The following is a 24,634-nucleotide window of genomic DNA, read 5'->3' on the forward strand; positions in this document are numbered from 1 at the left end:
GGAATATCACCGATCTCTCGACCTTCACGGCAAACGAGATGCCTCATATCCCCCTCTGTCTTGCCTATGCCCTTGGGATCGCAGTACTCAACATTCTTGTAATTCTCTTATTGAAAAAGAGGTGGCTTGAAAATGGTATTCGATAGCGTGGGACTCGTGCTAACCGATGACTGCAACGCACGATGCAAGATGTGTTGCGCTGGTAAGCCGGAGCTTCAGGAGCAACATCACACTCTTACGCATCAAGAACTCACGGCAGTGCTCAGTCAGATAAAAGAGGTAAGGTCGATCACATATGTTGGTATCACAGGTGGTGAGCCAATGATGCATCCAGATCTCGTACAAGCTGTGTGTGACTACGACTTCGGCCGCCCTATGAGAATATCACTCAAAACAAATGGCTTTTGGGGAAGAGACCCAAAAAAAGCAAGCTCGTTTCTTACCAGGAATAGTCAGCGAATCAAATATATATCGTTTAGCTATGACGAATTCCATTGCAAATACGTCGACCTAAATAGCATCAAAACGCTCATCGATCTCGCTTGGAACAAAGGAATACCCACAGATATCGTAGGATGCTTCCTGAAAGACTCCATGAGTGTTATTTTTCCCACATTCTATGTAGACACATCAGATAGCTATTTACTACCTACCTACAAACGTATGGCCGTATATCTCGCTGGCAATGCTGCTAATGCAGCACTCTTGCTCATAGTTTGCTTGGGAAAGCTCAGACTTGGGGGCGCATCAGATTTTGTTTTGCTCACGATGATTACGAATCTTGCACCAATCATGAAGAGCGACGGTTACTATGCAATAGCTGCAGCAACCAAACGCTACAATCTCTGTCAGGAAACTCCAAGGAGAATCCTTGAAGATTGCATCCGAGGCTTGGCGATCTTGTTGATCTCCTGTGTAGTCCTAAGGCTCCTTATCGGATAGAACCGCATGCTAGATAAGTTACATTCATCTTGATCAACGACCTAACGTACGGGTATACGAGTGTACATCTGATGGCATTTTGGACTAGGAATTCAGCTCGATGTGTCATCAGACGACACATCGCCCCTGGTTTTCAGCTATATGCCCAAAACAAGGGCACACTTGTGACAGGGCAGACCGTGTCCAAGCCATCCTTCGAAGACTTCAAGCAACAGGTTGCTGCAGGCCGGAACAGCATAGTATCAGCCATTTTCTACGGAAGCCCCATAGGACACTCGATGTGTGCACAAGGCTATGCAATCGCCACCAAGAAGGCAACCGGCCAAGCCATCAATACCCTTGTAGTCGCTGATGGATGGTATGATTCAGTAATGTACCTCTCATACGTTCCATCGGACTACAGTACGACCTACGGGGCTTTTGTCTATGCGTAGCGCACTCAAGTGGATCGTGTTGCTATCGGTTGCCCTCGCCGCTCTGGGGCTGGTAGCCTACACCCTCTATGAGCAGCCCCCCGACAAAGGGTTGGTGGGAGGCAACGTGTGGGTGCTCTACGAGTGCAGGGGGACAGTCCTCTCGATCGATCAGGAGAGGGGTCTCGTCACAGTGCACGTGGAAGAGACGAGTATGAGTTCCGAGGAAGACTTCGGGGTGGGTGACACCGTACTCTTCGACGTGGCTGCCTGGGGGATAGAGGATAAGCTGGATGACGTGGTAGTCGGCGACACAATCGCGATTGATTTCTTCAGATATAAGGATGAGCAGGGAGCCTACCAGGCTAGTAGAATCACCCTCGCTGCACAGGAAGAGGGTGAGGACACCCCGCGCTAACTTCCGACCATATCACATCCCACGACGCCACCCCTAGCCAAGCGTGCGTCTCAGCGACAGAACTGGCACTGAGACGCACGCTTTTGTCATACACACGCCCGACCAAGGTAGGGGAGACCGCCGTCTCGTGAACAACCGATACGATGGTACCGACCCTACAGCATGACGACGTTGGTGCGGCTCACGAGGATCTGCGCGATGTTGTACGGCTGGATGATGTCACCGACCTCCACCTGCTCCGTCAGGCCATATCCGTCAAGGCTCACGGCCTCGGAGTGGATGTCCGCCCCCAGCGCCTCGATCATCTTGAGCTGGTCGATGATGTCGCTACCCGTGGTGGTGAGCTTGACACCGCTGTTGACGAAGACGAGCTCCTGTGGTGCCACCTCCTGCAAGGCCATGTCGTAGATGATCTCGCCCATGAGAATGCGGCCGAGCTCCTTGTCGCCACAACCGACGGCCTCCGACCCAATGATGACCGTCGGCTGCTGATCGATCACATCCATGAGGGCAACGGCCCGCTCGATGGGCTTGTTCGTGACGATGGGCTCCGTGGGGGCAAGCGTGACCACCGTGTAGTCGCCCTCGTCTTCGCGCATGAACTTGCAGTGCTGCTCGTCGGCAAGCCTCACCAGGCTCTCCACCGCCATGCCATCATTGACGGAGACGGCGAGCGTCTCGCCCTCCCTGAGCTCCGACAGCGCCTCGAGTGCCATGATGACCGGCTTGGGGTTGAAAAGATCGCGTGCATCGACTTGCATGGCTCCTCCATCTCCGGCTTGGATGTGGCCGTTCCCCTCCTCTGACATTCACATGTGACTTGTACCTTAGTGCAGATGCGGCACAGCCATTGTTAACACTTACGAACGGCCCCGTTTTCGCTGTTTGCGGTCGGCCAGCGGAGCTGCGGGGCACGCGGGACCTAGACGAGAGCCCCCTTCTCCCGGCGCGAGAGGTCGATGGGACGGATGGCCTTCGCGGGGCACACCTCGATGCAGCTGCCACAGCCCGTGCAGCATGCGTCGTTGATCCGGGCGACGTGGTCCATGACCGTGATGCATCCCTCGGGGCAGGCCCCCACGCAGCGTCCGCAGCCGATGCAGGCGTTGGCACAGGCCTCCTGGGCGCGCTTGCCCATCATGGTGTTGCGGCACAGGACGACGGAGGAACTGTCCGTCTGCGAGCGCTCGTGAATGGCGATGACATGGCGCGGGCATACGTCCACGCAGATTCCACAGGCCGTGCAGCGCCCGACGTCGATCGCGGCGACGTGGTTCCCGTTGATGCGGATGGCGTCGAAGGGACACGACGCCACGCAGTCGCCGAGCCCCAGGCAGCCATAGGTGCACGACTCCGTCATGTACCCCATGAGGTCGAAGACGCGGCAGCTGGGGTCGCCCTCGTAGGCCTCCACAGAGCGCAGGCGGTCGGCGGCGCCGTTGCAGGTGACGACGGCCTTCCTCACCGTGGTGTGACCGGGATCCCTGCCGAGGTAGAGCGCGATGGCGTTGGCCGTGGCCTCCCCTCCCGGCCCGCAGAGGTCGCAGGGGGCGCCCGCGAGGATGGCGCTGGCGTAGCCCGCACAGCCCGGGTTGCCGCACGAGCCACAGTTAAGGCCGGGCAGCATGTCTATGACGTGCCACAGCCGCGAGTCCACCTCCACGGAGAAGAGCCTGGACCCTATCACGAGGATGACGCCGCCCACGAGACCGATGACGACGATGAGGAGGACGGAGTGGATGATCGTCTGCATGCCCTCCCCCTAGACGCCGAAGAGGTTCTCGATGACGCCCGCGAAGCCCATGAAGGCCATCGCCACGATGGCGGCGGCCATGAGTGTGATGGGCATGCCCTTGAAGGCCTCGGGAGGGTCGGCCTCCTCCACCCGCCGCCGCACGCCACAGAAGAGGACCATGGCAAAGAGGAACCCCAGCCCCCCGCCGAGCGCCGCCACGAGCGACTCCAGGTAGGTGTAGCCGTCCTCGATGGCAAGGATGGTGACGCCCAAGACGGCGCAGTTGGTGGTGATGAGCGGCAGGTACACACCGAGCGACGTGTAGAGCGGCGGGAACTGCTTGCGGATGGCCATCTCCAGCAGCTGCACGAGGATGGCGATGACGAGGATGAAGGCGATGGTCTGCAGGTATCCGATGCCCCAGAGGTCCAGGAGCTGCTAGATGGGCCAGGTGACCGACATGGCGACGACCATCACCAGCGTGACGGCCGCCCCCATGCCCACGGCGGAGTCAAGCCGCTTCGAGACGCCCAGGAAGGGGCACATGCCCATGAACTTCGCGAGCACGAGGTTGTCCGAGAGGATCATGCCGAAGAGAATCGCCGCGTAGGTCGCCATCAGGCCTCGCCCCCCTCCCCACTTCCGGCGAGCGCTCCCTCGGCCCGCACGAGGGAGGCCCCCACGTCAGGCCCGACGCACTCGCTGCCAGCCGTCGTGCAGCCCAGGCCGCATGACGCGCAGACCTCCTCCGCCGTGCGGGACGGACGGGCGGCCAGGCCCGCCCGGCGCTGCCGGGCCTGCTCCAGCCAGATGGAGGCCGCCATCACGACGGAGAGGGTGACGAAGCTCGCGACGATGGTGATGTAGGCCGGCAGGCGCACCGTGGTGGGGATCACCCGCCTGAGGAGCGACACCACGACCCCGGAGCACACGAGCACGAAGGTGGTGGCCGCCCCCATGCCGATGCCGTTCGTGACCGCCGTGGTGATGGCCAGCGTCGAACAGAGCCCGAGCATCTGGCGCAGGACGGGGTTGTCCTTGAGGATCCCCTGGGAGAACACCCCTGACAGGGCCGGTGTCCGCCCGTCTTTGGCCCCCTCGTTCCTCTCGCTCATCCCTGCACCTCCTGGTATGCCTCGATCGCCCGGTTGAACGCCAGGACGTATGCCTTCGAGGAGATAGTCGCCCCACTGATGGTGTCAACGTCCGCGAGGGCGACCTCCTCGGCGGGACGTCCCACGAACTGGTCGGAGAAGTCGGGCTCTGCGACCCGCTTGCCCAAGCCCGGCGTCTCCTCGTTGTCCATGGCAACGATGCTCCCGACGCTGCCATCGAGGAAGAAGGAGACGGCGATGGGAAGCTCCCCGCCATAGCCCTGAGCCTCGGCCACCACCACATAGCCGATGGGCGCGCCCGTCGCATCGAGCGCGCGCAGCGCCGTGGTGACGCCCTCGACCTCGCAGGGGACCTCCTCGAAGCGCGCAGCGTCGGGCATGAGAGAGCGGTAGGTGGCCTGGGCGCGCTCCCGCGCCGCATCGGCGATGACAGGGGCCGTCAGGGCATTGACGAGGGCGAGCAGCACGCTCGCCACGAGACAGATGGCAACGAGCACGAAGACAGGCCGGCCCGCCTTGAGGACGAGGGGGAGGATCGCCCCCTCCCGTGGCCTACTCATGGGTCTCACCTCCCCGGTCCCGCAGCCGCACGCGCAGGCTGGGCCTGGTGCCGCCGAGGGGCGTGTCCACCGTGAGCTCGTTGATGTAGGGGGCGAGGAGGTTCATGAAGAGGATCGCGTAGGCGCAGCCCTCGTTCATGTTGCCCCAGAAGCGGATGAGGCAGGTGATGAGGGCGAGGCCGATGGCATAGGCCACCTTGCCCTGGGGCGTGATCGTGGCAGTGGGATAGTCCGGCGCCATGAAGACGGCGCCCAGCATGAGGCCGCCCGAGAGCACCTGGGCCGGGGCGTCCAACCCCATGAGGGCCGAGAGGACGAAGACGAGGCCCACGTAGACGACGGGGATATGCCAGATGATGGTGTGGGTGGCCAGGAGGTAGGCGAGTCCCACCAGGATGGCCAGGGCGCTCGTCTCTCCGAGGGTGCCCATCTCGGTGCCCACGAACATGTCCCAGAGGGGGATCCTGGTCGCCGAGGGGGCGAGCATGGTGGCCGAGCTCACCGCGTCGACGGAGGAGAGCGTGACGCGCGGGACCACCCAGGTGGTCATGGCCGCGGGGAAGGCTATGGACAGCACGATGCGCCCCATGATGGCTGGGTTGGCGAAGTTGCAGCCGATGCCTCCGAAGAGCTCCTTGGTGAGGATGATGGCCACGAAGGCACCGACCACGACCATGTAGGTGGGCATGCCCGCCGGTATGTTGAAGGCCAGAAGGACACCCGTGACCGCGGCCGAGAGGTCGCCCACGGTGCTCGGGACCTTCCTGAGACGGCACCACAGCCACTCGAGGAGCACGCACGCGACGACGGAGGTCGCCGTGACGCGCAGGGCATCGAGGCCGAAGAGGACGAGGGACGCCACGAGGCAGGGTGCCAGGGCGATGAGGACGTTCCGCATGATGGTGCGCGTGGTGACGGGCGTCACGAGCTGGGGTGCCGGCCCCAGCGAGAGCGTTACGTTGGGTTCCCTCGACATGTCAGCCCCTCCCTTCCCTGCGACGCTCCGCCTTGAGCATCCTGCGGGCGAGCCCCACGGAGGGGGTGAGCGGCTGGTGGGAGGGGCACACATAGGAGCAGGTACCGCACTCCACGCAGAGGTCCACCATGAGGGCGTCGAGGGCGGCCACGTCCCTGCACCGATAGGCCCGCTGTATCTCCATGGGCGAGAGCATCATGGGGCACGAGTTGATGCAGGTCCCGCAGCGGATGCAGGCGGTCGTACGGGCGCTCGTGGGCGTGTGGTCGCCGAAGGCCAGAAGGCCGCTCTCCTGGCGCACGATGGGGGCATCGAGGTTCACCTGGGCCTTGCCCATCATGGGTCCACCGATGATGACCTTCGTGGGCTCGCGTGCGATGCCACAGTGCGCGAGCACCTCGCGGATGGGCGCACCGATGCACACCTCGAGGTTCTGGGGGCGCGCGACGGCATCGCCCGTCACCGTGATGCGCCTCCGTATGAGGGGCATGCCCGTCTGGAGGAACCCGCCGATGGCCGACATGGTCGTCACGTTGAAGAGCATGACGCCCACGTCGGTGAGATGGCCACCGCGCGGCACGGCACGGCCCGTGACCGTGCGCACCAGCACGCGACTGGCCCCCTGTGGGTAGCGGGAGGGCAGCACGTGGACGTCGATCTGGGGCCTGTCCGCGCAGAGCCGCCGCAGGAGCTCGATGGCCTCGGGCTTGTCGTCCTCGATGCAGATGAGCGCGCGGGGAACGCCCGAGAGGTCGAGACAGGTCTGGATGCCCAGGAGGATGTCGTGGGGGTGCTCGAGCATCTCGCGAAAGTCGCTCGAGATGAAGGGCTCGCACTCGGCGGCGTTGACGAGCCAGAGGTCGATGTTGGCGAAGTCGGCGTCCATCTTGAGGGCGGTGGGGAACCCCGCACCGCCCAGGCCGACGATGCCGCTGTGCTTGAGCGCCTCGACGAGGCTGGCATAGTCCGTCACCTGGGGCCTGCGCACGGACGCATCGACGGTCTGCCCGCCGTCCGGCTCGATCACCACCACCTTGTCCGCCCTGCCGTTGGCGTAGAAGGCGTCGCGGACCTCCATCACGGTGCCGGAGACCGGCGAGAAGATGTCGGCCGTGGTGCGCGCCTGGGAGTGGCCGACGCGGGTGCCCACGTCGACGTGCGCCCTGCGCTTGACGAGGGGCTCGCACTGGGAGCCCACATGCTGCTGCATGGGGAGCACGACCGACGAGCGCGCCATCCCACCACAGGGGGGGTATCCATCGTGAGGGCAGTCCATGTCGTTAGGACCTACTGGGCCACGTTCGTGGTCGGCATCGCCGTGACGGCCCTGCTCGTGGGTTCCCTCGTCGCGGGGGGCCAGGCTCGCCTCCCCACGGGAAGCGCCCCCGTCGCCGTCGTGCATGATGCGGACGGACACGTCTGGCGGCTCCCCTTGGACACGCCCACCACGCTGGAGGTCACCTCGTCCCTCGGATCCAATACCATCATGGTCGCAGACGGTGCCGCACGCATGACGGACGCGGACTGCCCCCACGGCTCGTGCCTGCGACAGACCCCCATCAGCGAGACCGGCCAGCAGCTCATCTGCCTTCCCCACCAGCTGTGGGTCGAGGTCGTGCCCGCGCGAGGCGAGGACACGGCACAGGACGGCACGCAGGCCGACGTCGACGCCGTGGGCTGGAAGGACGAGAGACAGGCCTCCGACGTGGATGTGACGGCCCGCTGACATGGGAAGGCACCGACAGAGGGAGGTCACGGACCATACGCTTCCCTGGGAGCGCGTGGGTGCCCTCGTCGCCCTCGCGCTCGTCCTGGGGTACCTCGAGTCCTTCGTCCCCCTGCCCATCCCCGGTGTCAAGCTGGGCCTCGCCAACATCGCCATCCTCGTGGCCCTCTATGAGTTGGGGGCGCGGGCGACCCTGTGCGTGTGCGTGGTGAAGGTGCTTGCCGTGGGACTCCTCTTTGGCAACCCTCTCATGATTGCCTACTCCGCCCTGGGGTCGCTCCTCGCCCTGGGAGGCATGGCCCCGCTCTCCCGCCTGCGGACGCTGCATCCCGCCATGACCTCGGTCGTCGGTGGCATCCTCCACGAGCTGGGACAGCTCTGCGTGGCCTGGTGGCTGCTGGGGACGTCCCTCGTGTGGTATGGTGCACCGCCGCTGTTGGTGGTGGGTGCGCTCACCGGGGGGCTGACGGGCATCCTGGCCGGTTGGGTCCTCGAGGCACTCGGGGACATGACGGAGCCTGGTGCCAGACCGGCGTCCTCGGCCTTGCGGCCCCCCGAGCGCCATGTCGCCCTGGCGACGGGCGCCGCACCCGCCCGGCATGCGGGCGCACGCCTCGCCCTGCTTGTCGCCTATGCCGTCGCTCTCGTGCGCCTCGGGTCACTCCCCCTGCTCCTTGCGGCCACCGGCGCCACTCTCGTGGCCTGCCTGGTCGCCCGCGTACGGCCGCGCCTGGCGGCGCGAGGCCTCGTCCCCCTGCTCCTCCTGGCGTTGCTCACCTCTGCCCTGCAGGTTGCCACGGTGAGCTCCGGCCTGGTGCTGGCCTCCCTGGGGCCCGTCCTCGTCACGAGCGATGGCCTGGCGCAGGCCGCTGCCATGACGCTGCGCATCCTTGCCATCACGCTCGCGAACGTCGCATTCGCCTCGCATGTTGGCCTGGAGGATCTCGTCCCCACCGTGCGGTGGGCCCTCTCACCCCTCGACAGGTTGGGCTTCGATCTCGAGGGGCCGCTCCTGGCGCTCTCCATCGCCACGGGCCTCGCCCCCCTGCTCGCCGATGATTTGGTCTCCTGCTGTGCCGACCGGGGGGCGCGCATGCTGTCGTGCACGTTCTGGCAGCGGGAGGTCGCCTCCCGCGTCGCCCGCGCCTACCTGCATGCCAACGGCGCGCCGCCGCTGACGGCCTCGCGTACGGATGGAGGTGCCCTCGGATGACCAGCCATGACGGCGAGCGTGCCCCGCGCGTCTGCTCCCGACGCGCGTTCCTGCGGTCCCTGGCCCTACTCCCCTTCGCGGCCAGCCTCCCCGCTTGCGCGGGGGGCCTGGCCACCCCGGGCGCGCCCCAGGAGCTGCAGACCACGACCTTCTGCTTCGATACGGCCTGCACCCTGCGTGGCGTGATGACCCAGGACGTGCTCGACGGGGTGGTCGAGCTCTGCCGGACCTTCGAGCGGCTCCTCTCGCGTACCATAGACGGGAGTGACGTGGGGCGCATCAACGCCACAGCCGGCACCTCCGTGGAGGTCGATCCCAGGACGGCGGAGCTCATCCGCCTGGCGCTGGGCTACTGCCGGGAGTCGGACGGACTCTTTGACATCACGATCGGCAGCGTGAGCGAGCTTTGGGACTTCAAGGGGGGCATCGTGCCGGACCCCGCCCAGATAGAGGCGGCGCTCCCCCACGTGGACTACACCAAGGTCCAGGTGGAGGGGAACCTGGTGACCCTCCTCGATGCCGACGCCAGGTTGGATCTCGGCGGCATCGCCAAGGGCTACATCGCCGATGCCCTCATCGCACAGCTGCGTGAGGCAGGCGTCACGAGCGCCTTCGTGAACCTGGGCGGTAACGTCATGGTCATGGGTGGCAGGCCCGACGGCAGTCCCTGAACGATTGGCGTCCAGGACCCTGCGACAGACGCCGGCGAGGGGATCGTCGCCGAGGTCTCCCGCAGCGATGCGTCCGTGGTCACGAGTGGCCTCTACGAGCGTTGCTTCGAGCGGGCCGGCATCACCTACTGGCACATCCTCGACCCCAGGACGGGCTACCCCGTACGCGGTGACGTGGTGGGGGCGACCATCCTCTCCGAGCGCTCCCTCGATGGCGACGGGCTCACCAAGCCCCTCTTCATGCTCCCCGTACCCGATGCCCTCGCCTACCTCGAGTACCACGGTGTCCAGGGGCTCCTCGTCACCGGCGGGGGCGACATCCGCACGACCGGGGCGAGCGACTTCGGGCTGGTGGGCAGCCGCACGCGGAACGAGTGATGACCAGTCGCGAACCTGCGCTAGAATTCCCTTGTATGTGCACCCGACCACGGTGGGAGGAACCATGGCAGACGGCATGCAGGACCTTGGGATGGAAGCGCCCGAACCACAGCTCGAGTTTGGGGATCTTGCCCCCCAGGCACCCGAGCCCTCCCCCATCACCGAGCCCGCCCCCACCGACGCGGCTGCGACGCTCACGTCCCAGGAGCGCGAGCAGGTCTCCGCCTTCGTCGAGAAGATCGACGTGAGCGACACCGCGGGCGTCCTCGCCTACGGCGTGGGGTCGCAGCGCAAGGTCTCCGAGTTCTCCGAGCGTGCCCTCTCCGGAGTACGGGGACGCGACCTCGGCGAGGTGGGTGACGACGTCACCTCCCTCATCGTCACGCTCAAGAACTTCAGTCCCGACCAGGAGGAGGCCAAGGGCATCCGCAGCCTCTTCCGCAAGGCCAAGGGCAGCCTGGACGCGCTCAAGGCCCGCTACAGCGAGGTGGAGAAGAACGTGCGCGCCATCGCCGAGGTTCTCGAGGGGCACCAACGCACCCTCATCAAGGACATAGCCCTGCTCGACCAGCTCTACGCCCTCAACGAGGCCTACTTCAAGGAGCTCACCATGTACGTGGTGGCCGGCAAGGAGAAGCTGGAGCAGGTGCGCACGGGCGAGCTTGCCACCCTGCAGGCCAAGGCTCGGGAGTCGGGGCTCGCCGAGGACGCACAGGCCGCCCGCGATCTCGCCCAGAAGTGCGACCGCTTCGAGAAGCGCGTCTTCGACCTGGAGCTCACCCGCCAGGTGGCCCTGCAGACGGCCCCGCAGATTCGCCTGGTCCAGAGCTCCGACGCCGTGATGGCCGAGAAGATCCAGTCCACCGTGGTCAACACCATCCCGCTCTGGAAGAACCAGATGGTCATCGCCCTGGGCATCGAGCACGCGACGCAGGCGGCCCGCGCGCAGCGCGAGGTGGCGGACATGACCAACCAGCTCCTCAAGAGGAACGCCGACCAGCTCAAGGTGGCGACAGTGGAGTCTGCCCGCGAGGCCGAGCGCGGCGTGGTGGACATCGAGACGCTCCGCCACACCAACGAGCAGCTCATCTCCACGCTCGACGAGGTCGCACGCGTGCAGTCCGAGGGCCGCGAGAGGCGTCGCCAGGCCGAGGCCGAGCTCACCAAGATCGAGGGCGAGCTCAAGGCGAAGCTGCTGGAGGCGTCGCAGGCCTCCTAGCCCACCACGACCAGGCACCCTATGCCCGTATGCCCCCGTCCTCCGTCAGGCCGTCCTGCGCGAGCATGGTGCTCATGACCTTCAGGTCGCCCTCGAGGTCCCATGCCTGCTGGCGGATGAGCTCCTCCGAGAGCTTGCTGAGGGCCGCATCGAACTGGGTGAACGCCTGCCGCAGCTCGGCCTTGGTGGCCTCGGACTGGGGGCTCGACGCGCGTCCCTCGATCTCCACGTAGGCATCCACCAGCTGCGTGGCGGTAGGCAGATAGTATGTGACGGCATGGCGCAGCTGCGGGGCCACCTCAGGGTGGCGCGCGACGAAGTCGGAAAGGTTCGAGACCTTGGTGGCGACACCGTCGAGCAGGAGGTAGACCTGCCCCTCGCCCAGCCTGGGCACGGCCGCATGCACGCGCGAGACGAAGGCCGAGCAGGCATCCATCACCTCGTGGGCCTCCGTTGAGAGCGTCTGTTCCCATGAGGCGCGTTCGGCAGCCTGACGCAGGGAGGCATCGCGAGCCGCACAATCCGCCTCCCACGGGGCATCTGTCAGATAGAGCGTCTCGGTACCCAAGGGGGTGTCAAGGTGGCCGCGCGGAATGAGCCCACGCTCGATGGCCCCACGGACAAGGGGTCTCAGGCGCTCGACGGGCGTGGACGTGAGGGTGGCAAGATCCGTGAGGGTGACCATCTGGCGCTCGCCCAAGGCAGCGGCCGCGCGCGAGAGGGCCTTCGTCATGCGGCGACGCTGCACCCCCTGGCATATGAGCATCACGGCGCCGATGGCAAGGACGATGCTGACGAGCCCGAACACGATCGACAACACCGCACGGCCAAGAGCCAGAAGGACGATGGCAGGAATCCCCAGAGCGGGAACCAACGTGGACAGCAGCAGGACGCCCGTGACCATCCTCACGACGGCACCGGTGCTCCTGTCGCAGACGATGTAGGGCGAGGGCGCAGGTCCCATGAGCCCCAGCTGCCGGGCAACCCCACGAGCCGCCTGGCCCAGCGAATGGGCGGTGCCCTCGAAGTCTATCTTCGAGACCGCCTGGCTCACCTGCCGCACGAGCTCGCTGCCCTGCTGCTGTAGATCGCGCATGTCCTTGTCGCCCATCGTCACTCCCTGGAAGAGTCCGTGCACGTCCCCTCGCCTGGCATCTGATTCTAGCAGTAGCGCAGGGCAGGGGCCTTCCCCCACACCCCATGGGAGCGCCTCGCCAGGACGTGCCGCCCACCTTGCCTTTCGGGGCGGGGCACGGGCGCACGATGGGTGCGATCAGCTCCCTACGACCTGAAGTTGGTGCTGGAGTCGGATTCCTTGAGGATGACGTCGTGCGCGCCACCCTCCACGAGCGAGGTGGCGGAGACGAGCGTGATCTTGGCCTTCTCACGCAGCTCGCAGAGATCAAGCGCGCCGCAGTTGCACATCGTGGAGCGCACCTTGGTGAGTGACCCCTCCACGTTCTCCTTGAGTGGGCCGGCGTAGGGCACGTAGGAGTCCACGCCTTCCACGAAGGAGAGCCTCTTGTCACCGCCGAGGTCGTAGCGGGCCCAGTTGCGCGCGCGCGCCGAGCCCTCGCCCCAGTACTCCTTCACGTAGGAGCCATTGACGTTGAGGCGGCGCGTCGGGCTCTCGTCGAAGCGGGCGAAGTAGCGGCCCAGCATGAGGAAGTCGGCACCCATGGCCAAGGCGAGCGTCATGTGGTAGTCGTACACGATGCCGCCATCAGAGCACACGGGCACGTAGACGCCCGCCTCCTCGAAGTACTCGTCGCGAGCGCGGCACACGTCGATGAGCGCCGAGGCCTGACCGCGGCCGATGCCCTTCTGCTCGCGCGTGATGCAGATGGAACCACCGCCGATGCCCACCTTCACGAAGTCGGCACCCGCCTCCGCCAGGTAGCGGAAGCCCTCGGCATCCACGATGTTGCCCGCGCCCACCTTGACGGTATTGCCATAGTGCTCACGAATCCAGTCGAGCGTGAGCTTCTCCCATTCGCTGAAGCCCTCGGAGGAGTCGATGCAGAGCACGTCCGCACCAGCCTCGACGAGCAGGGGCACGCGCTCGGCATAGTCGCGCGTGTTGATGCCCGCGCCGACGATGTAGCTCTTGTGCTCGTCGAGCAGCTCGTTCGGCAGGCTCTTGTGCGAGTCGTAGTCCTTGCGGAACACGAGCGACACGAGCCTGCCTTCCCCATCGACGATGGGCAGCTGGTTGAGCTTATGGTCCCAGATGATGTCGTTGGCGGCCTTGAGGGTGGTGCCCTCCTGCGCCGTGATGCACTGCTGGGCAGGGGTCATGAACTCGCAGACCCTCTTGCTGGGGTCGTCGCGGGAGACGCGATAGTCACGACTCGTGACGATGCCGCAGAACAGGCCATGCGCACTGCCGTCCTCCGTGACGGGCATCGTGGAATGGCCCGTGCGATTGCGCAGCTCGAGCACGTCGGCCAGGGTCATGCTCGGCGTCAGGGTGGAGTCGGAGACCACGAAGCCCGCCTTGTACGACTTGACCTCGCGCACCATCTTGGCCTCCTGTTCGGGGGCCTGGGACTGGTAGATGAAGGAGATGCCGCCCTCCTGCGCAAGTGCGATGGCAAGGCGCGGACCGGAGACCGCCTGCATGACGGCGGATGTCAGAGGGATGTTCATGGTGAGGGCAGAGTGCTCGCCACGCCTGAACTTGACGAGCGGCGTCTTGAGCGAGACGCCCTGAGGCACGTTCTCATGTGAGGAATAGCCCGGCACCAACAGATACTCGGAAAAGGTGTGGGACTCTCCCTCGAAGAAATGTGCCATGGAACGCTCCCTCTGTAGACGCTGATACCCGCAGCCATAAACTGTAGGCGATTGTAGCATCACTGGGGCATGCCACGGGAAGCCGCCGTCTCCTCCCCCTGAAGCCCTGCCGCCGCTCACGAGGCGAGGCCGCACCGACGGCCTCGAGGGGGCGCCGACGTCAGACGTCCTCACTCATGACATCGTCGAAGTTGACGGCGATGTCATGCTTCGTGGGCACCCACTCGACCTTCTTGAACAGGGCCGCAACCGTGATGGGGATGTAGGTCATCATGAAGATCGGGAACGTGAAGAGGTTGGTGACGATGCGCCAGCGCCTCTTGGCGTGGATGTGCTTCCGCTCGCTCACGGTGGTGATGACCGCCAGGATGAGGAACACGACGTATATGGAGCCAAACGTCATGAGCAGCGACCCGATGCACATGGCGAGTTCGGCATTGGTGGCGATGAAGCCATGGCTGAGCGAGCCGATGATGAGGTAGGCGGCGTTGACGAAGAACGAGAGCAGCGTGAGGATCATGCCGGGCGCCACCGTCATGAGCATGTCGTACGAGGAGAAGTTCCCCTTGCGGATGCCGTGGAGCAGATTGTGGTTGTATGAGAAGAACACCTGGTAGAAACCCTTGGTCCAGCGCATGCGCTGCGTCCAGGACGCCTTGAAGGTGACGGGCTGCTCGTCGAAGAACTCCGCCGGGGCGTAGCCGATCTGGATGCCGTGCGAGCAGCAGAACGTGGAGAACTGGATGTCCTCCGTGAGGGTATGGAATCGCCATCCGTGCATGCCGCGGATGATGCTCGCCGACACGAGCCATCCCGAGCCGGAGATGGCACAGCTCGTACCAAGCATCATGCGGGCGTTGTTGAGGAACTTGGCCTCGCGCAGGAACCATGTCGCATAGGCGGAGCTGATCCAGCTGGAGTCGAAGTTCTTGGAGTTGCGGTAGCTCGTACACACCAGATAGCCGGCATCGAAGGCCCGGTTCATGATCTCCACGTAGTTGGGCGCGATGATGTTGTCGGCGTCCATGACGAAGAACGCCTCGTAGCGGTCGCCGTACTCGTTGAGGATGCGGTCGAAGGCATAGTCCAAGACCCAGCTCTTGCCCTTGCGGGCGAGGTCGTTGCGTTCCCAGGTGATGGCCCCCGCCTTGCGTGCCTCCTCGGCCGTTGCGTCGGTGCAGGCATCCGCCACCACGAAGCAGTCGGCGAGGCCGTCGTACTTTTGCGTGAGAATGGAACGCACGAGGTTGCCAATGACGGGCTCCTCGTTGTGCGCGGCGATCACGAAGGCATAGCTGTGATCCCTCTTCGCCTTGGGCAGCACGACCGTACCGCGCACCGACACGCGGATGATGTAGACGAGCTGGTAGAAGTAGGCCAGGGTGAAGAAGAGCCACACGATGCCATTGAAGATGACGATGGGTGTGATGCCGAGCCTTTGCAAGTCCACGAGGACTCCTTCCCTGCCGACTACGCCGTGGGGCCATCGACGCCAAGCTGTGGACAGATGCGTACGCCCGCCTCGGTACGTCCCATGGAGCTGTCTCCAAGCCCCTTCAGTATATCGAGTAGGTCAGGGGGGAGCACGTCAGCCCGCACGATCGGCTCGCCGGTGGCGGGATGGTCGAAGGCGATGCGCCACGAGTGCAGGAACTGTCGGACGAGCCCACGGTTGCGCCGGGCGTCCCCGCGCCCATAGGGCTGGTCGCCCACCACCTGGTGGCCGATGTGGCGCATGTGCACACGAATCTGGTGCGTGCGTCCGGTGTAGAGGTGGCATTCGAGCAGGCTGTACCCCTCATCATAGCGGCCTGCCTCAAAGCGCTCCAGCGTGGTGAACGTGGTGATGGCCTCGCGCGCCAAGGGGTCGTCGGAGACGGTCATGCGCAGGCGGTCGCGCGGGGAGCGGGCGATGCCCGTGGTGATGGTCCCCTGGTCCGGTGCCACATAGCCATGCACCAGCACCACGTAGCGCCGGTCGAGCACGCGCAGGCGGATGAGATCCTGCAGCGCGCGCTGCATCTCGTCGTCCTTGGCCGCCACCATGAGGCCCGAGGTGTCCCGGTCGAGCCGATGCACGATGCCCGGTCGGTCGTCTCCCTGGAGGGTGCCCAGATGGTCGTAGCCACAGTGCGCGACGAGGGCGTTGGCCAGCGTGTCATCCACATGGCCGGGGCTGGGATGGCACACGAGCCCCGCCTGCTTGGAAAGCACGATGAGGCGATCGTCCTCATAGCGGATGTCCAGGGGGATCGCATGGTTGGGGACGAGGGCGCCAGGTGCCGCAGGCTCTGGCTCCTCGATGCTCGCACGTATGCGATCGCCGAGAACGACGCGCTCGGACTTTGACGTGGCGTCCGTGCCGTTGATGGTGACGGCACCCGCCTCCACCAGCCGGGTACAGGCAGAGCGCGAGGGCATGCCCTCCTGGGCGGCAAGGAAGGCGTCGAGGCGCGACCCCTCCCCCTCGGGTCCTACAAGAAGCTCAAGGATACGCGTCACGATGCCGTGCCCCTCCGGGTGGGCGCCCCCTTGAGCTGATGGCGGGCATCCCACATGAGCCAGACGACGAAGGCCACGACGATGCCCACGGTCACGAAGCAGTCGGCCACATTGAAGATGGGAAAGCTGACGAAGTCGAGGGACAGGAAGTCCGTCACGAACCCCTGGCCGAGGCGGTCGATCATGTTGCCGATGCCCCCGCCCACGATGCAGCCCAAGGGCACGACGAGCGTGAGCGGCAGCCAGCGGCGCCACACGATGACGGTACAGATGATAGTGACCACCAGCGCCACCGCCACGAACACCAGGCCGGCGCCCTCCCCCATGCTGAAGGCCGCCCCGGTGTTGCGCACGTGGACGAGGCCAAGCAGATGCGGTATGAGGCCCGTGTGACGTCCGAGCGGCAGGTTGTCGCGCACCCAGGCCTTTGAGAGCTGGTCGAGCGCCACCGCCAGGACGGCAGCGAGCCCGAAGCCACGCATGCGCATGGGCCGCGACGCCATAGTACCTCTGCTCGTTCCCAACTCGCCTCCCTCACGGAGGGGAACCGTCCCGCGCAGGCGGGACGGTTCCCATAGCTCGCAGGTACCAGGCTACTACAGACGGGCGTTCCCTACAGGCTCTCCACCACATCGTGGCAGCGCGCACACAGGCCATCTGCGCCCAGCTTGCGCCAGTTCCAGCAGCGTGGGCACTTGTCGCCCTCGGCGGGCAGCACCTCACAGGCAAGCTCGTCGCCCTCGTGCGCGCAGACGTCGGAACACACGAAGGCCTCCGCCAGGTCGGGCGCCCCCCCGCCGGTCAGCAGCGCAAACGCCCCATGCGGCAGCGTCAGCTCCGCGTGCGTCGCCTGGGTGGTCTTCTCCGTGACCACACCGTTCGCGAGGGCCGCGTCGTAGGCCTTGGTGAAGGCGGAGCGCGCCTCGCCAAGCGCCCTGTAGGTAGCCAGAAGCGGCTCGTATCCCTCGGGAGCCAAGGGTGCCTCGAACCAGTCGAGCAGGGCCGCATGGGTCTGGCCGTCTCGCAGGGACCGTGGCAGGTAGGCCATGACCTCGTCGCAGGTGTAGGCCAAGATGGGCTGGAAGTCGTGCACCAGCATCTTGAGGATGTAAGACCAGGCGGTCTGCACGCTCCTGCGCGCCGTGGAGCCCTTGCCCTCGCAGTAGGCACGGTCCTTGGTGGCATTGAGGTAGTCGTTGGAGAGCTCGGTGATGATGTAGTCGTACAGCGTGCGGTACACCACGTTGAAGCGGTAACCCTCATAGGCACGGCTCACCTCGTCGTGCACCTGGCTCATGCGGGCCACGGCCAGCCGGTCGAGTGGCTCGAGCTCGCCTGCGGGCAGGCCATCGGTGGCGAGGTCGAACTCGCCCTCCAGTTCACCCAAGAGGAAGCGGAAGGTGTTGCGGATCTTGCGATAGGCATCGCCCACATGGGCGAGGATGTCCTCGTCACAGGGGACGTCAGTGGAGGTGTCCACCGAGGCCACCCACAGGCGCAGGATGTCGGCACCGCGTTCGGCACAGACCTCGTTGGGATCGATGACGTTGCCGAGCGACTTGGACATCTTGCGACCCTTGCCGTCGAGCGTGAAGCCCTGGGACACCACGGACCTGTAGGGGGCGACGCCATAGGCGCCCACGGACGTCATAAGGGCGCTCATGAACCAGCCGCGGTGCTGGTCGGACCCCTCAAGGTACATGTCAGCTGGGAACTTGAGGTAGTCGCGATGCCTGCACACGGCGGTATGTGAGACGCCGGAGTCCCACCACACGTCCAGGATGTCGCCGTTGGCCTTGAGGTTGTGGCTGCCGCAGGAGGGGCACACACAGGCGTCGCCCAGGTAGCTGGCGGGATCGTCCGTGAACCACGCATCGGAACCCTTCTGCCGGAAGAGCTCGATGACCTTGTCGAGCGTCTCGTCGCTCATGACCGTCCCACCGCAGTCCTGGCAGGTGTAGGCCGGGATGGGCACGCCCCAGTTGCGCTGGCGCGAGATGCACCAGTCAGGGCGCTGCTCGACCATGGAGCCGATGCGCTTGATGGCGTGGGCGGGATAGAAGTCCACGTGCGCGAGGGCCTCGAGCGCCTGCCGCCTGAGCCCCGTCCTGTCCATGGAGACGAACCACTGGTTCGTGGCGCGGAAGATGACGGGGTTCTTGCACCGCCAGCAGTGCGGATAGCTGTGCGTGATGTCCTCGTACAGGATGAGCGTGCCGCGCTCCCGGAGCCACTCGATGATCTCGGGGTTGGCCTCGCTGACCTCCATGCCACCCCAGGGACCACCTGTGCCGATGCCCTCGCCCCGGTAGAAGCGGCCGTCATCGTCCACGGGCATGATCACGGGGATGTCGAACCTCATGCCGGCGATGTAGTCATCCACGCCGTGGCCAGGGGCGCTGTGCACGATGCCGGTGCCATCGTCGAGCGTGACGTAGTCCGCATAGATGAACTCGCCCGTCTCGCCCGCATCGCCGAAGATGGGCTGCCGGTAGCGATTGTGCGCCAGCTCGGCGCCGCTCGTGCGCCAGATGGCACCGCTGGCGTCTCGGGCCAGCTCGTAGCGCTCGTAGCCAAACTTGGCACAGCACGTCTCCACAAGCGCCTCGGCCATGATCTCCGCACGGCCGTCGACGACGACGGCCACATAGTCCGCCTCGGGATGCAGGATGACGGCATCGTCGGCGGGCAGGGTCCACGGCGTGGTGGTCCAGATGTCCACCCAGAGCCTACCCTTGAAGGCCTCGAGGCCCTCGGGTACGGTGGCCATCTCGAAGCGGACGAAGATGGCGGGGCTGACCTCGTCGGCGTACTCGATCTCCGCCTCGGAGAGCGCCGTATGGCAGTGGCTGCACCAGTGCACGGGCTTGCGACCGCGGTAGATGGCGCCCCTGTCGAAGATGGCCTTGAAGATCTCGATGTCGGTGGCGTCGTAGTCGTGCGTGTAGGTGAGGTAGGGATTGTCCCACTCGCCCAGCACGCCCAGGCGCTTGAAGCCCGAGCGCTGCGTGTCCACCTGCTCGACGGCCACCCTGTTGCAGATCTCGCGAATCTTGACGGTGGGGAGCTGATTGAACCTCTCGGTGCCCAGATCCTCCTCCACCTTGTGCTCGATGGGCTGGCCATGGCAGTCCCAGCCGGGCACGTAGGGCGTCTGGAAGCCACGCATGGACCAGTAGCGGTTGATGATGTCCTTGGAGATCTTGTTCTGAGCATGCCCCAGATGGATGGGGCCATTGGCGTACGGGGGGCCGTCGTGCAGCACGAACCTCTCGTGCCCCTCGTTCTTGGCGAGCATCTGCTCGTAGACGTGGTTCTCCTCCCACTGGGCGAGGCGCTTGGGCTCGTTGGCCGCAAGGTTCGCCCGCATGGGGAACTTCGTCCTGGGGAGATTCGTCGTGTCCTTATACCTGTTCGCCACGCGTTCCCGTCCTTTCATGGGCACAAAAACATGCGCCCGTCCCTCTCTGCTGGGACGAAGCGCACGGTTGCATGCTTCGCTTGTGACCACCCAGCACGCGGCCAAGGCCGCAACTCGGCTGGCCTGTCTCGGCGGCCACTCCGGCGACGCCTACTTGCGCGCGAGGCGCTTTGGGGTCGCGGCTCTGGGGTGATCTTCGCCCGGACGCGCCTGCGGTCTCTCAGCCTTCCCGCTCTCTGTGAGGCGTGCTCCCCGAGGTACTCTCCCCTTCCTCGCTTCGAGTTGGCATCATAGCACGCGCGTCGAGGCCCGGTGCGCGCGCCCCCAATTGTTCACACACGGCCCCCACGGAGGACGCTCCGTGGGGGCCGTGGCACCGTCGTGTGGCAGCGGACAAGGACGACTAGATGCGCTTGGTCATCGTAATGCTCGAGAGGGCATAGCTGTTGCTGTCATAGAAGCCAAGGTTGAGGCTCGTGGTGTGGTCGCGGGAGTCAAAGGTCATGGTCTGGTAGTTACCGCTGTTGGACTCGTTCGAGGGGGCATCCGAGATGGCCGCCTTGGCATCGTCGTAGCCCGTCTGCCCCAGGGTGACGCCGCCCGCGATGATGACCGTCGGCGCCTTCTTCGCGCTGGCGCTGTACGTCACGCTGAAGGCCGAGAGCTTGCAGTCCTTGATGTCCATCTGGTCCTCGCTGTCGTTCGTGACGGCGATTCCGATGTAGAGGTAGCCGTAGTCGTCGTGCTTGAGGGTGATACCCGTCAGCGTCTGGTCGGGGTTGACGACATAGCCGTCGTCATAGCTGGCGTTCTCGAACTCCCAGCCCGCCTGGCTCATGAGATCGCCCAGCGTGGACTCGCCGAGCCTGAACTTGTGGTCGTCGATGGAGAATTCGCAGTCCTGCCAATCGGAGGACACCTCGCCCGTGAGCTCGGTGCCCGTGGAGCCGCTGTCGGAGTTCCTCTTCGAGTTCGTCTTGCCCTTGGTCGAGCTGTCGCTGGAGGGGATGTTCTCCTGGCGCACATAGCCAAACTCGCTCTTGAGGTCGCTATCGCTCAGGTTGCGGATGCGACCGTTCTCCCTCGAGGCGCCCACGTAGCCTCCCACGACCAGGCAGACGATGGCGACGACGACAGCCACGATGATGAGGATGGTCTGCTTGGAAAGCGGCTTCTTGGGCGTGGCCGCCTCCGTCGGCCCCACGGGGCCACCTGGGGCCGCACCAGGCTGTGCGCCTGCGGTCGGCGGGTACGGCGCAGGGGCTGCAGCGCCTCCCTGCGCCCCGGCGGGCACCGCCGTCGACGGCTGCCCCGGCGCTGCCGTCGGGCCCTGCGCCGCCGGCTGCTGGGGCGCTCCCGGCGGCACCGGTGCCCCCGCCTGGGGGACGCCCCGTGGGGCCTGGGGTGGTTGAGGTTGGCGCTGCTGGGGCTGGGATACGCCGCCAGGTGCTCCTGGGGTCTGAGGGGTCTCGTCTGCCATGAATCCTCCTTGCGTTGGGTAACAAGAATATTGGGACGTGTCCACATTCTAATACAAATGAGGCACCCTGTGGAAAACGTGGTGGACGGTGATGATAGAAGACGCGTGACTCCGATTCATCATGTAAAGAATCGTTCTAGGTGGGGTATCTTAGTGGCATTGCAGCGTGGCGGGTGTCGTCACGTCGACAGAAGAGGAGCCTCCGTCATGGAGATGGATAACCGCAAGAAGCACCAATCGATGATCATGTACGTCATCATTGCCATCGTCACTCTCATCGCCCTGCGTGCCTATGCCTACCCAAGCATCATGGCAACGCAGATCAAGGACGTGAGCTACAGCCAGCTGGTGGACGACATCAACAACAACAGGGTCAGGCAGGTGCACCTGGACACCAGCAACAGCCAGCTCACCTACACCACGGGAGAGGGGGCGGATTCGCAGGAGTTCCGCACCACCGCCTGGCCCAACGATACCGACCTGGTGAGGAGGCTCGAGGCCCACAACGTCGAGATGAACGCCGAGATTCCCGATCAGAGCTCCAACTTGTGGCTCTACCTGCTCATCAACCTCCTGCCCCTCATCCTCATCTTCGGTGGCGGCTGGCTGCTCAATCGCAGGCTCAAGAAGGCCATGGGCGATGACACCCCCTCCATGAACTTTGGTGGTGGCCTGGGCTTCGGCTCGGGCGGCCTGGGACGCTCCGGCGCCAAGGAGGTCAAGGGCGAGGAGACCGGCATCACGTTCAGTGATGTGGCAGGCCAGGATGAGGCCAAGGAGTCGCTCGAGGAGATCGTGAGCTTCCTCGAGCATCCCGACAAGTACAATGCCATCGGCGCCCGCTGTCCCAGGGGAGCCCTGCTCGTAGGTCCCCCGGGCACGGGCAAGACCCTCATGGCCAAGGCCGTCGCCGGCGAGGCCAAGGTCCCCTTCTTCTCCATCTCGGGCTCCGAGTTCGTGGAGATGTTCGTGGGCCGTGGTGCCGCCAAGGTGCGCGACCTCTTCAAGCAGGCCAAGGAGAAGGCCCCCTGCATCGTGTTCATCGACGAGATAGACACCGTCGGCAAGAGGCGCGACACGGGCCTCAACACCAACGACGAGCGCGAGCAGACCTTAAACCAGCTGCTCGCCGAGATGGACGGCTTTGACAACCACAAGGGCATCGTGGTTTTGGCCGCCACGAACCGGCCCGACTCCCTCGACCCGGCACTCCTGCGTCCCGGCCGCTTCGACCGTCGCATCCCCGTGGAGCTTCCCGACCTCGCAGGTCGTGAGGCCATTCTCAAGCTGCACGCGAACGATGTGAGGATGGAGCCCGGCGTGGACTTTGGCGTCGTCGCCCGCCAGACCCCTGGTGCCTCAGGCGCCGACCTCGCCAACATGATAAACGAGGCGGCCCTACGCGCCGTGCGCATGGGGCGTGCCTGTGTGACCCAAACGGACATCGAGGAGTCCGTGGATGTGGTCATCGCCGGCGAAAAGAAGAAGTCCGCCGTGCTCTCCGAGCACGAGAAGGAGGTCGTGGCCTACCACGAGACCGGCCACGCCATCGTCGCCGCCGTGCAGGACGGCCACATGCCCGTCTCCAAGATCACGATCGTGCCGCGTACCTCGGGAGCCCTGGGCTTCACCATGCAGACCGAGGAGAGCGAGCGCTACCTCACCACGCGCGAGGAGTACAAGCAGCAGATTGCGGTGCTCTGCGGCGGACGGGCGGCAGAGGAGCTCATATTCGGCCAGATAACCTCCGGCGCCGCCAACGACATCGAGAAGGCGACCAAGATCGCCCATGCCATGGTCACCCAGCTGGGCATGTCCGAGAAGTACGGCATGATGGCGCTGGGCGAGCAGCGCAACCGCTACCTGGGCGGCGACACCGAACTCACCTGCTCCGAGGGCACCGCGCGCGATGTGGACGAGGAAGTCAAGGCGCTTGTGGAGGAGGGCCATGAGACGGCCCTCAGGACGCTGCGCGACAACCGCTTCAAGCTGCACGAGATCGCCCACTACCTCCAGAAGAAGGAGACCATAACGGGCGAGGAGTTCATGCGCATCCTCAAGCGCGACGATGGATTTGCGCCCGTCATCCCCGCACCCGCCACCTAGCGCCGGTGCCCATGACCCGGCACGGGCACCGGCGCAGCATCATGGCTGTGGCCCCCTGTGCTCACTCACCGGACATCCCCGCGCGCGAAGAGCTCCCACAGTGCCACGGCGGACGAGGCAGCGACGTTGAGGGAGTCCACGCCATGCGCCATGGGTATCGCCACAGGGCAGTCGCAGGCGGCCAGAGCCTTCGCCGAGAGGCCCCACCCCTCGCCACCGAAAAGCAGCGCAAGCCGCTCATGCCTCTTGAGCGTGGGGTCATCGAGCTTGAGCGCCCCGTCCACGAGGGCCATGCCAGCACGCAGGTAACCCCACTGCCCGAGGGCGTCCAGTGCGACCGCGGGCCATGGCGTCGGCGCAACACACCATGGAACCTGAAAGACCGTTCCCATGGAAACGCGGATGGACCTGCGATTGAGGGGGTCCGCGCACATCGGTGCCAGCACCACGCCATCGGCACCCAGGGCGGACGCGGAGCGGAACAGGGCCCCAACGTTGGTGACGTCCGTGAGCGCCTCAAGCACCACGAGACGGCGCGCGCCAGGGGCAAGCTGCCAGAAGTCATGCGGACGGGAGCGCTGGGCCTCGGCAAAGTACCCGCGGGACACACGGAAGCCCGAGATGGCGCTCAGCGTCGCACGGTTGGCCACATAGACGGGCGTCCCGTCCGTGGCAAGCACGGGGATACGCTCGAGCAGCGTCTCGAGGTGGCGCTCGTCCACCAACACGGAGCGCAGGACGACGCCCTGTCCCACCGCGGCCTCTATGACATTGAGGCTCTCAAGGATCATGGTCGCGGCAGGGGGATCGCCCAAGCAGCGCAGCTTGCGATCGCTGAAGGCATCGTAATGGGCAACGCGCTCGTCGCTTGCACGTTCGATACGTGAAATTGCCATAAAACACCCCCTTGACACCGTCACAGACGGCTTACTGGCTAAAATAATAAGCTACTGAAACAGGGCA

Annotated in this window: 21 protein-coding genes and 2 pseudogenes; 8 read left to right on the forward strand and 15 right to left on the reverse strand. The window is 65.1% G+C overall.

Going from position 1 to position 24,634, the window contains the following annotated elements; all coding sequences use genetic code 11:
* Positions 1–132 precede the first annotated feature (132 nt).
* The 3 genes from HMPREF1316_RS13645 (at position 133) to HMPREF1316_RS04560 (ending at position 1,773) form a co-directional block, all read left to right on the forward strand.
* Positions 133–942, forward strand: a complete 810-nt coding sequence (locus HMPREF1316_RS13645) for a radical SAM protein (protein WP_021725768.1) — start codon at positions 133–135, stop codon at positions 940–942.
* 179 nt (positions 943–1,121) lie between these two features.
* Positions 1,122–1,376, forward strand: a complete 255-nt coding sequence (locus HMPREF1316_RS14390) for a hypothetical protein (RefSeq protein ID WP_198009588.1) — start codon at positions 1,122–1,124, stop codon at positions 1,374–1,376.
* Positions 1,369–1,773: a hypothetical protein gene (locus tag HMPREF1316_RS04560; protein ID WP_040651419.1), complete on the forward strand. Its 405-nt coding sequence runs from the start codon at positions 1,369–1,371 to the stop codon at positions 1,771–1,773. Before HMPREF1316_RS14390 ends, HMPREF1316_RS04560 begins: the two co-directional genes overlap by 8 nt.
* A gap of 155 nt (positions 1,774–1,928) precedes the next feature.
* On the opposite strand, the gene yedF is transcribed toward HMPREF1316_RS04560, so the two are convergent.
* From yedF to rsxC, 7 genes and pseudogenes are all read right to left on the reverse strand, one after another.
* Positions 1,929–2,534: a sulfurtransferase-like selenium metabolism protein YedF gene (yedF, locus tag HMPREF1316_RS04565; protein ID WP_021725820.1), complete on the reverse strand. Its 606-nt coding sequence runs from the start codon at positions 2,532–2,534 to the stop codon at positions 1,929–1,931.
* Positions 2,535–2,695: 161 nt separating this feature from the next.
* Complete coding sequence (locus tag HMPREF1316_RS04570; RefSeq protein WP_021725941.1) at positions 2,696–3,526, reverse strand: RnfABCDGE type electron transport complex subunit B; 831 nt, start codon at positions 3,524–3,526, stop codon at positions 2,696–2,698.
* A gap of 9 nt (positions 3,527–3,535) precedes the next feature.
* Positions 3,536–4,126, reverse strand: a pseudogene (locus HMPREF1316_RS04575) (electron transport complex protein RnfA).
* Positions 4,126–4,623 carry an Rnf-Nqr domain containing protein gene (locus HMPREF1316_RS13650; protein WP_021725894.1) on the reverse strand — a complete coding sequence of 166 codons (498 nt, stop codon included), beginning with the start codon at positions 4,621–4,623 and terminating at the stop codon, positions 4,126–4,128. The pseudogene HMPREF1316_RS04575 and the gene HMPREF1316_RS13650 overlap by 1 nt, the downstream one beginning before the upstream one ends.
* Complete coding sequence (locus HMPREF1316_RS04585; protein ID WP_021725810.1) at positions 4,620–5,183, reverse strand: FMN-binding protein; 564 nt, start codon at positions 5,181–5,183, stop codon at positions 4,620–4,622. Before HMPREF1316_RS04585 ends, HMPREF1316_RS13650 begins: the two co-directional genes overlap by 4 nt.
* Positions 5,176–6,159: an RnfABCDGE type electron transport complex subunit D gene (locus tag HMPREF1316_RS04590; protein WP_021725862.1), complete on the reverse strand. Its 984-nt coding sequence runs from the start codon at positions 6,157–6,159 to the stop codon at positions 5,176–5,178. Before HMPREF1316_RS04590 ends, HMPREF1316_RS04585 begins: the two co-directional genes overlap by 8 nt.
* 1 nt (position 6,160) lies before the next feature.
* Positions 6,161–7,396, reverse strand: a complete 1,236-nt coding sequence (rsxC, locus tag HMPREF1316_RS04595; RefSeq protein ID WP_021725929.1) for an electron transport complex subunit RsxC — start codon at positions 7,394–7,396, stop codon at positions 6,161–6,163.
* A gap of 24 nt (positions 7,397–7,420) precedes the next feature.
* Between rsxC and HMPREF1316_RS14030 the strand changes: the two genes are divergently transcribed.
* The 4 genes and pseudogenes from HMPREF1316_RS14030 (at position 7,421) to HMPREF1316_RS04615 (ending at position 11,366) form a co-directional block, all read left to right on the forward strand.
* The gene (locus HMPREF1316_RS14030; protein WP_021725878.1) at positions 7,421–7,885 is read left to right on the forward strand and encodes a NusG domain II-containing protein; all 465 of its coding nucleotides are present in this window, start codon (positions 7,421–7,423) and stop codon (positions 7,883–7,885) included.
* 1 nt (position 7,886) lies between these two features.
* The gene (locus tag HMPREF1316_RS13150; protein ID WP_021725833.1) at positions 7,887–9,098 is read left to right on the forward strand and encodes a Gx transporter family protein; all 1,212 of its coding nucleotides are present in this window, start codon (positions 7,887–7,889) and stop codon (positions 9,096–9,098) included.
* Positions 9,095–10,147: pseudogene (locus tag HMPREF1316_RS14690) on the forward strand (FAD:protein FMN transferase). Before HMPREF1316_RS13150 ends, HMPREF1316_RS14690 begins: the two are co-directional and overlap by 4 nt.
* A gap of 64 nt (positions 10,148–10,211) precedes the next feature.
* Entirely contained in the window at positions 10,212–11,366 is a 1,155-nt protein-coding gene (locus HMPREF1316_RS04615; protein ID WP_021725849.1) for a toxic anion resistance protein, read from the forward strand.
* Between the two features lie 19 nt (positions 11,367–11,385).
* Here HMPREF1316_RS04615 and HMPREF1316_RS04620 read toward each other — a convergent pair whose 3' ends face one another.
* From HMPREF1316_RS04620 to HMPREF1316_RS04650, 7 genes are all read right to left on the reverse strand, one after another.
* Positions 11,386–12,477 carry a 5-bromo-4-chloroindolyl phosphate hydrolysis family protein gene (locus HMPREF1316_RS04620; protein ID WP_021725791.1) on the reverse strand — a complete coding sequence of 364 codons (1,092 nt, stop codon included), beginning with the start codon at positions 12,475–12,477 and terminating at the stop codon, positions 11,386–11,388.
* Positions 12,478–12,647: 170 nt separating this feature from the next.
* On the reverse strand, positions 12,648–14,162 hold the full coding sequence (locus HMPREF1316_RS04625; RefSeq protein ID WP_021725808.1) for an IMP dehydrogenase: 1,515 nt from the start codon (positions 14,160–14,162) through the stop codon (positions 12,648–12,650).
* A gap of 160 nt (positions 14,163–14,322) precedes the next feature.
* A complete protein-coding gene (locus HMPREF1316_RS04630) occupies positions 14,323–15,612 on the reverse strand; it encodes a glycosyltransferase family 2 protein (RefSeq protein WP_021725854.1) in 1,290 nt (429 codons plus the stop codon).
* Between the two features lie 20 nt (positions 15,613–15,632).
* On the reverse strand, positions 15,633–16,667 hold the full coding sequence (locus tag HMPREF1316_RS04635) for an RluA family pseudouridine synthase (RefSeq protein ID WP_084620856.1): 1,035 nt from the start codon (positions 16,665–16,667) through the stop codon (positions 15,633–15,635).
* Complete coding sequence (gene lspA, locus HMPREF1316_RS04640; protein ID WP_040651464.1) at positions 16,661–17,152, reverse strand: signal peptidase II; 492 nt, start codon at positions 17,150–17,152, stop codon at positions 16,661–16,663. The genes HMPREF1316_RS04635 and lspA overlap by 7 nt, the downstream gene beginning before the upstream one ends.
* Positions 17,153–17,277: 125 nt before the next feature.
* Positions 17,278–20,085: an isoleucine--tRNA ligase gene (gene ileS, locus HMPREF1316_RS04645; protein WP_021725892.1), complete on the reverse strand. Its 2,808-nt coding sequence runs from the start codon at positions 20,083–20,085 to the stop codon at positions 17,278–17,280.
* A 403-nt stretch (positions 20,086–20,488) separates the two neighbouring features.
* Positions 20,489–21,565: a hypothetical protein gene (locus HMPREF1316_RS04650; RefSeq protein ID WP_156901005.1), complete on the reverse strand. Its 1,077-nt coding sequence runs from the start codon at positions 21,563–21,565 to the stop codon at positions 20,489–20,491.
* A 207-nt stretch (positions 21,566–21,772) separates the two neighbouring features.
* On the opposite strand from HMPREF1316_RS04650, the gene ftsH reads away from it, so the two are divergent.
* Positions 21,773–23,671, forward strand: coding sequence for an ATP-dependent zinc metalloprotease FtsH (ftsH, locus tag HMPREF1316_RS04655; RefSeq protein ID WP_021725901.1), 1,899 nt, complete (start codon positions 21,773–21,775; stop codon positions 23,669–23,671).
* 65 nt (positions 23,672–23,736) lie between these two features.
* Here the strand turns inward: ftsH and HMPREF1316_RS04660 are convergent, their stop codons facing one another.
* Entirely contained in the window at positions 23,737–24,567 is an 831-nt protein-coding gene (locus tag HMPREF1316_RS04660; RefSeq protein WP_021725844.1) for a TrmH family RNA methyltransferase, read from the reverse strand.
* Positions 24,568–24,634: the final 67 nt, after the last annotated feature.

Source organism: Olsenella profusa F0195 (assembly GCF_000468755.1).
In the GTDB taxonomy this organism is placed as follows: Bacteria; Actinomycetota; Coriobacteriia; order Coriobacteriales; family Atopobiaceae; genus Olsenella_F; species Olsenella_F profusa.

Bases quoted from the DNA above. Each gene is read 5' to 3' on its own strand.
- ftsH (WP_021725901.1), top strand. From the start codon at position 21,773: ATGGAGATGGATAACCGCAAGAAGCACCAATCGATGATCATGTACGTC.
- HMPREF1316_RS04625 (WP_021725808.1), bottom strand. From the start codon at position 14,162: ATGGCACATTTCTTCGAGGGAGAGTCCCACACCTTTTCCGAGTATCTG.
- HMPREF1316_RS04570 (WP_021725941.1), bottom strand. From the start codon at position 3,526: ATGCAGACGATCATCCACTCCGTCCTCCTCATCGTCGTCATCGGTCTC.
- HMPREF1316_RS04585 (WP_021725810.1), bottom strand. From the start codon at position 5,183: ATGAGTAGGCCACGGGAGGGGGCGATCCTCCCCCTCGTCCTCAAGGCG.
- rsxC (WP_021725929.1), bottom strand. From the start codon at position 7,396: ATGGCGCGCTCGTCGGTCGTGCTCCCCATGCAGCAGCATGTGGGCTCC.
- HMPREF1316_RS04560 (WP_040651419.1), top strand. From the start codon at position 1,369: ATGCGTAGCGCACTCAAGTGGATCGTGTTGCTATCGGTTGCCCTCGCC.
- HMPREF1316_RS04650 (WP_156901005.1), bottom strand. From the start codon at position 21,565: ATGGCAGACGAGACCCCTCAGACCCCAGGAGCACCTGGCGGCGTATCC.
- HMPREF1316_RS13150 (WP_021725833.1), top strand. From the start codon at position 7,887: ATGGGAAGGCACCGACAGAGGGAGGTCACGGACCATACGCTTCCCTGG.
- HMPREF1316_RS04590 (WP_021725862.1), bottom strand. From the start codon at position 6,159: ATGTCGAGGGAACCCAACGTAACGCTCTCGCTGGGGCCGGCACCCCAG.
- yedF (WP_021725820.1), bottom strand. From the start codon at position 2,534: ATGCAAGTCGATGCACGCGATCTTTTCAACCCCAAGCCGGTCATCATG.
- HMPREF1316_RS04615 (WP_021725849.1), top strand. From the start codon at position 10,212: ATGGCAGACGGCATGCAGGACCTTGGGATGGAAGCGCCCGAACCACAG.
- HMPREF1316_RS13650 (WP_021725894.1), bottom strand. From the start codon at position 4,623: ATGAGCGAGAGGAACGAGGGGGCCAAAGACGGGCGGACACCGGCCCTG.
- lspA (WP_040651464.1), bottom strand. From the start codon at position 17,152: ATGCGCATGCGTGGCTTCGGGCTCGCTGCCGTCCTGGCGGTGGCGCTC.
- HMPREF1316_RS04620 (WP_021725791.1), bottom strand. From the start codon at position 12,477: ATGGGCGACAAGGACATGCGCGATCTACAGCAGCAGGGCAGCGAGCTC.
- HMPREF1316_RS13645 (WP_021725768.1), top strand. From the start codon at position 133: ATGGTATTCGATAGCGTGGGACTCGTGCTAACCGATGACTGCAACGCA.
- HMPREF1316_RS04660 (WP_021725844.1), bottom strand. From the start codon at position 24,567: ATGGCAATTTCACGTATCGAACGTGCAAGCGACGAGCGCGTTGCCCAT.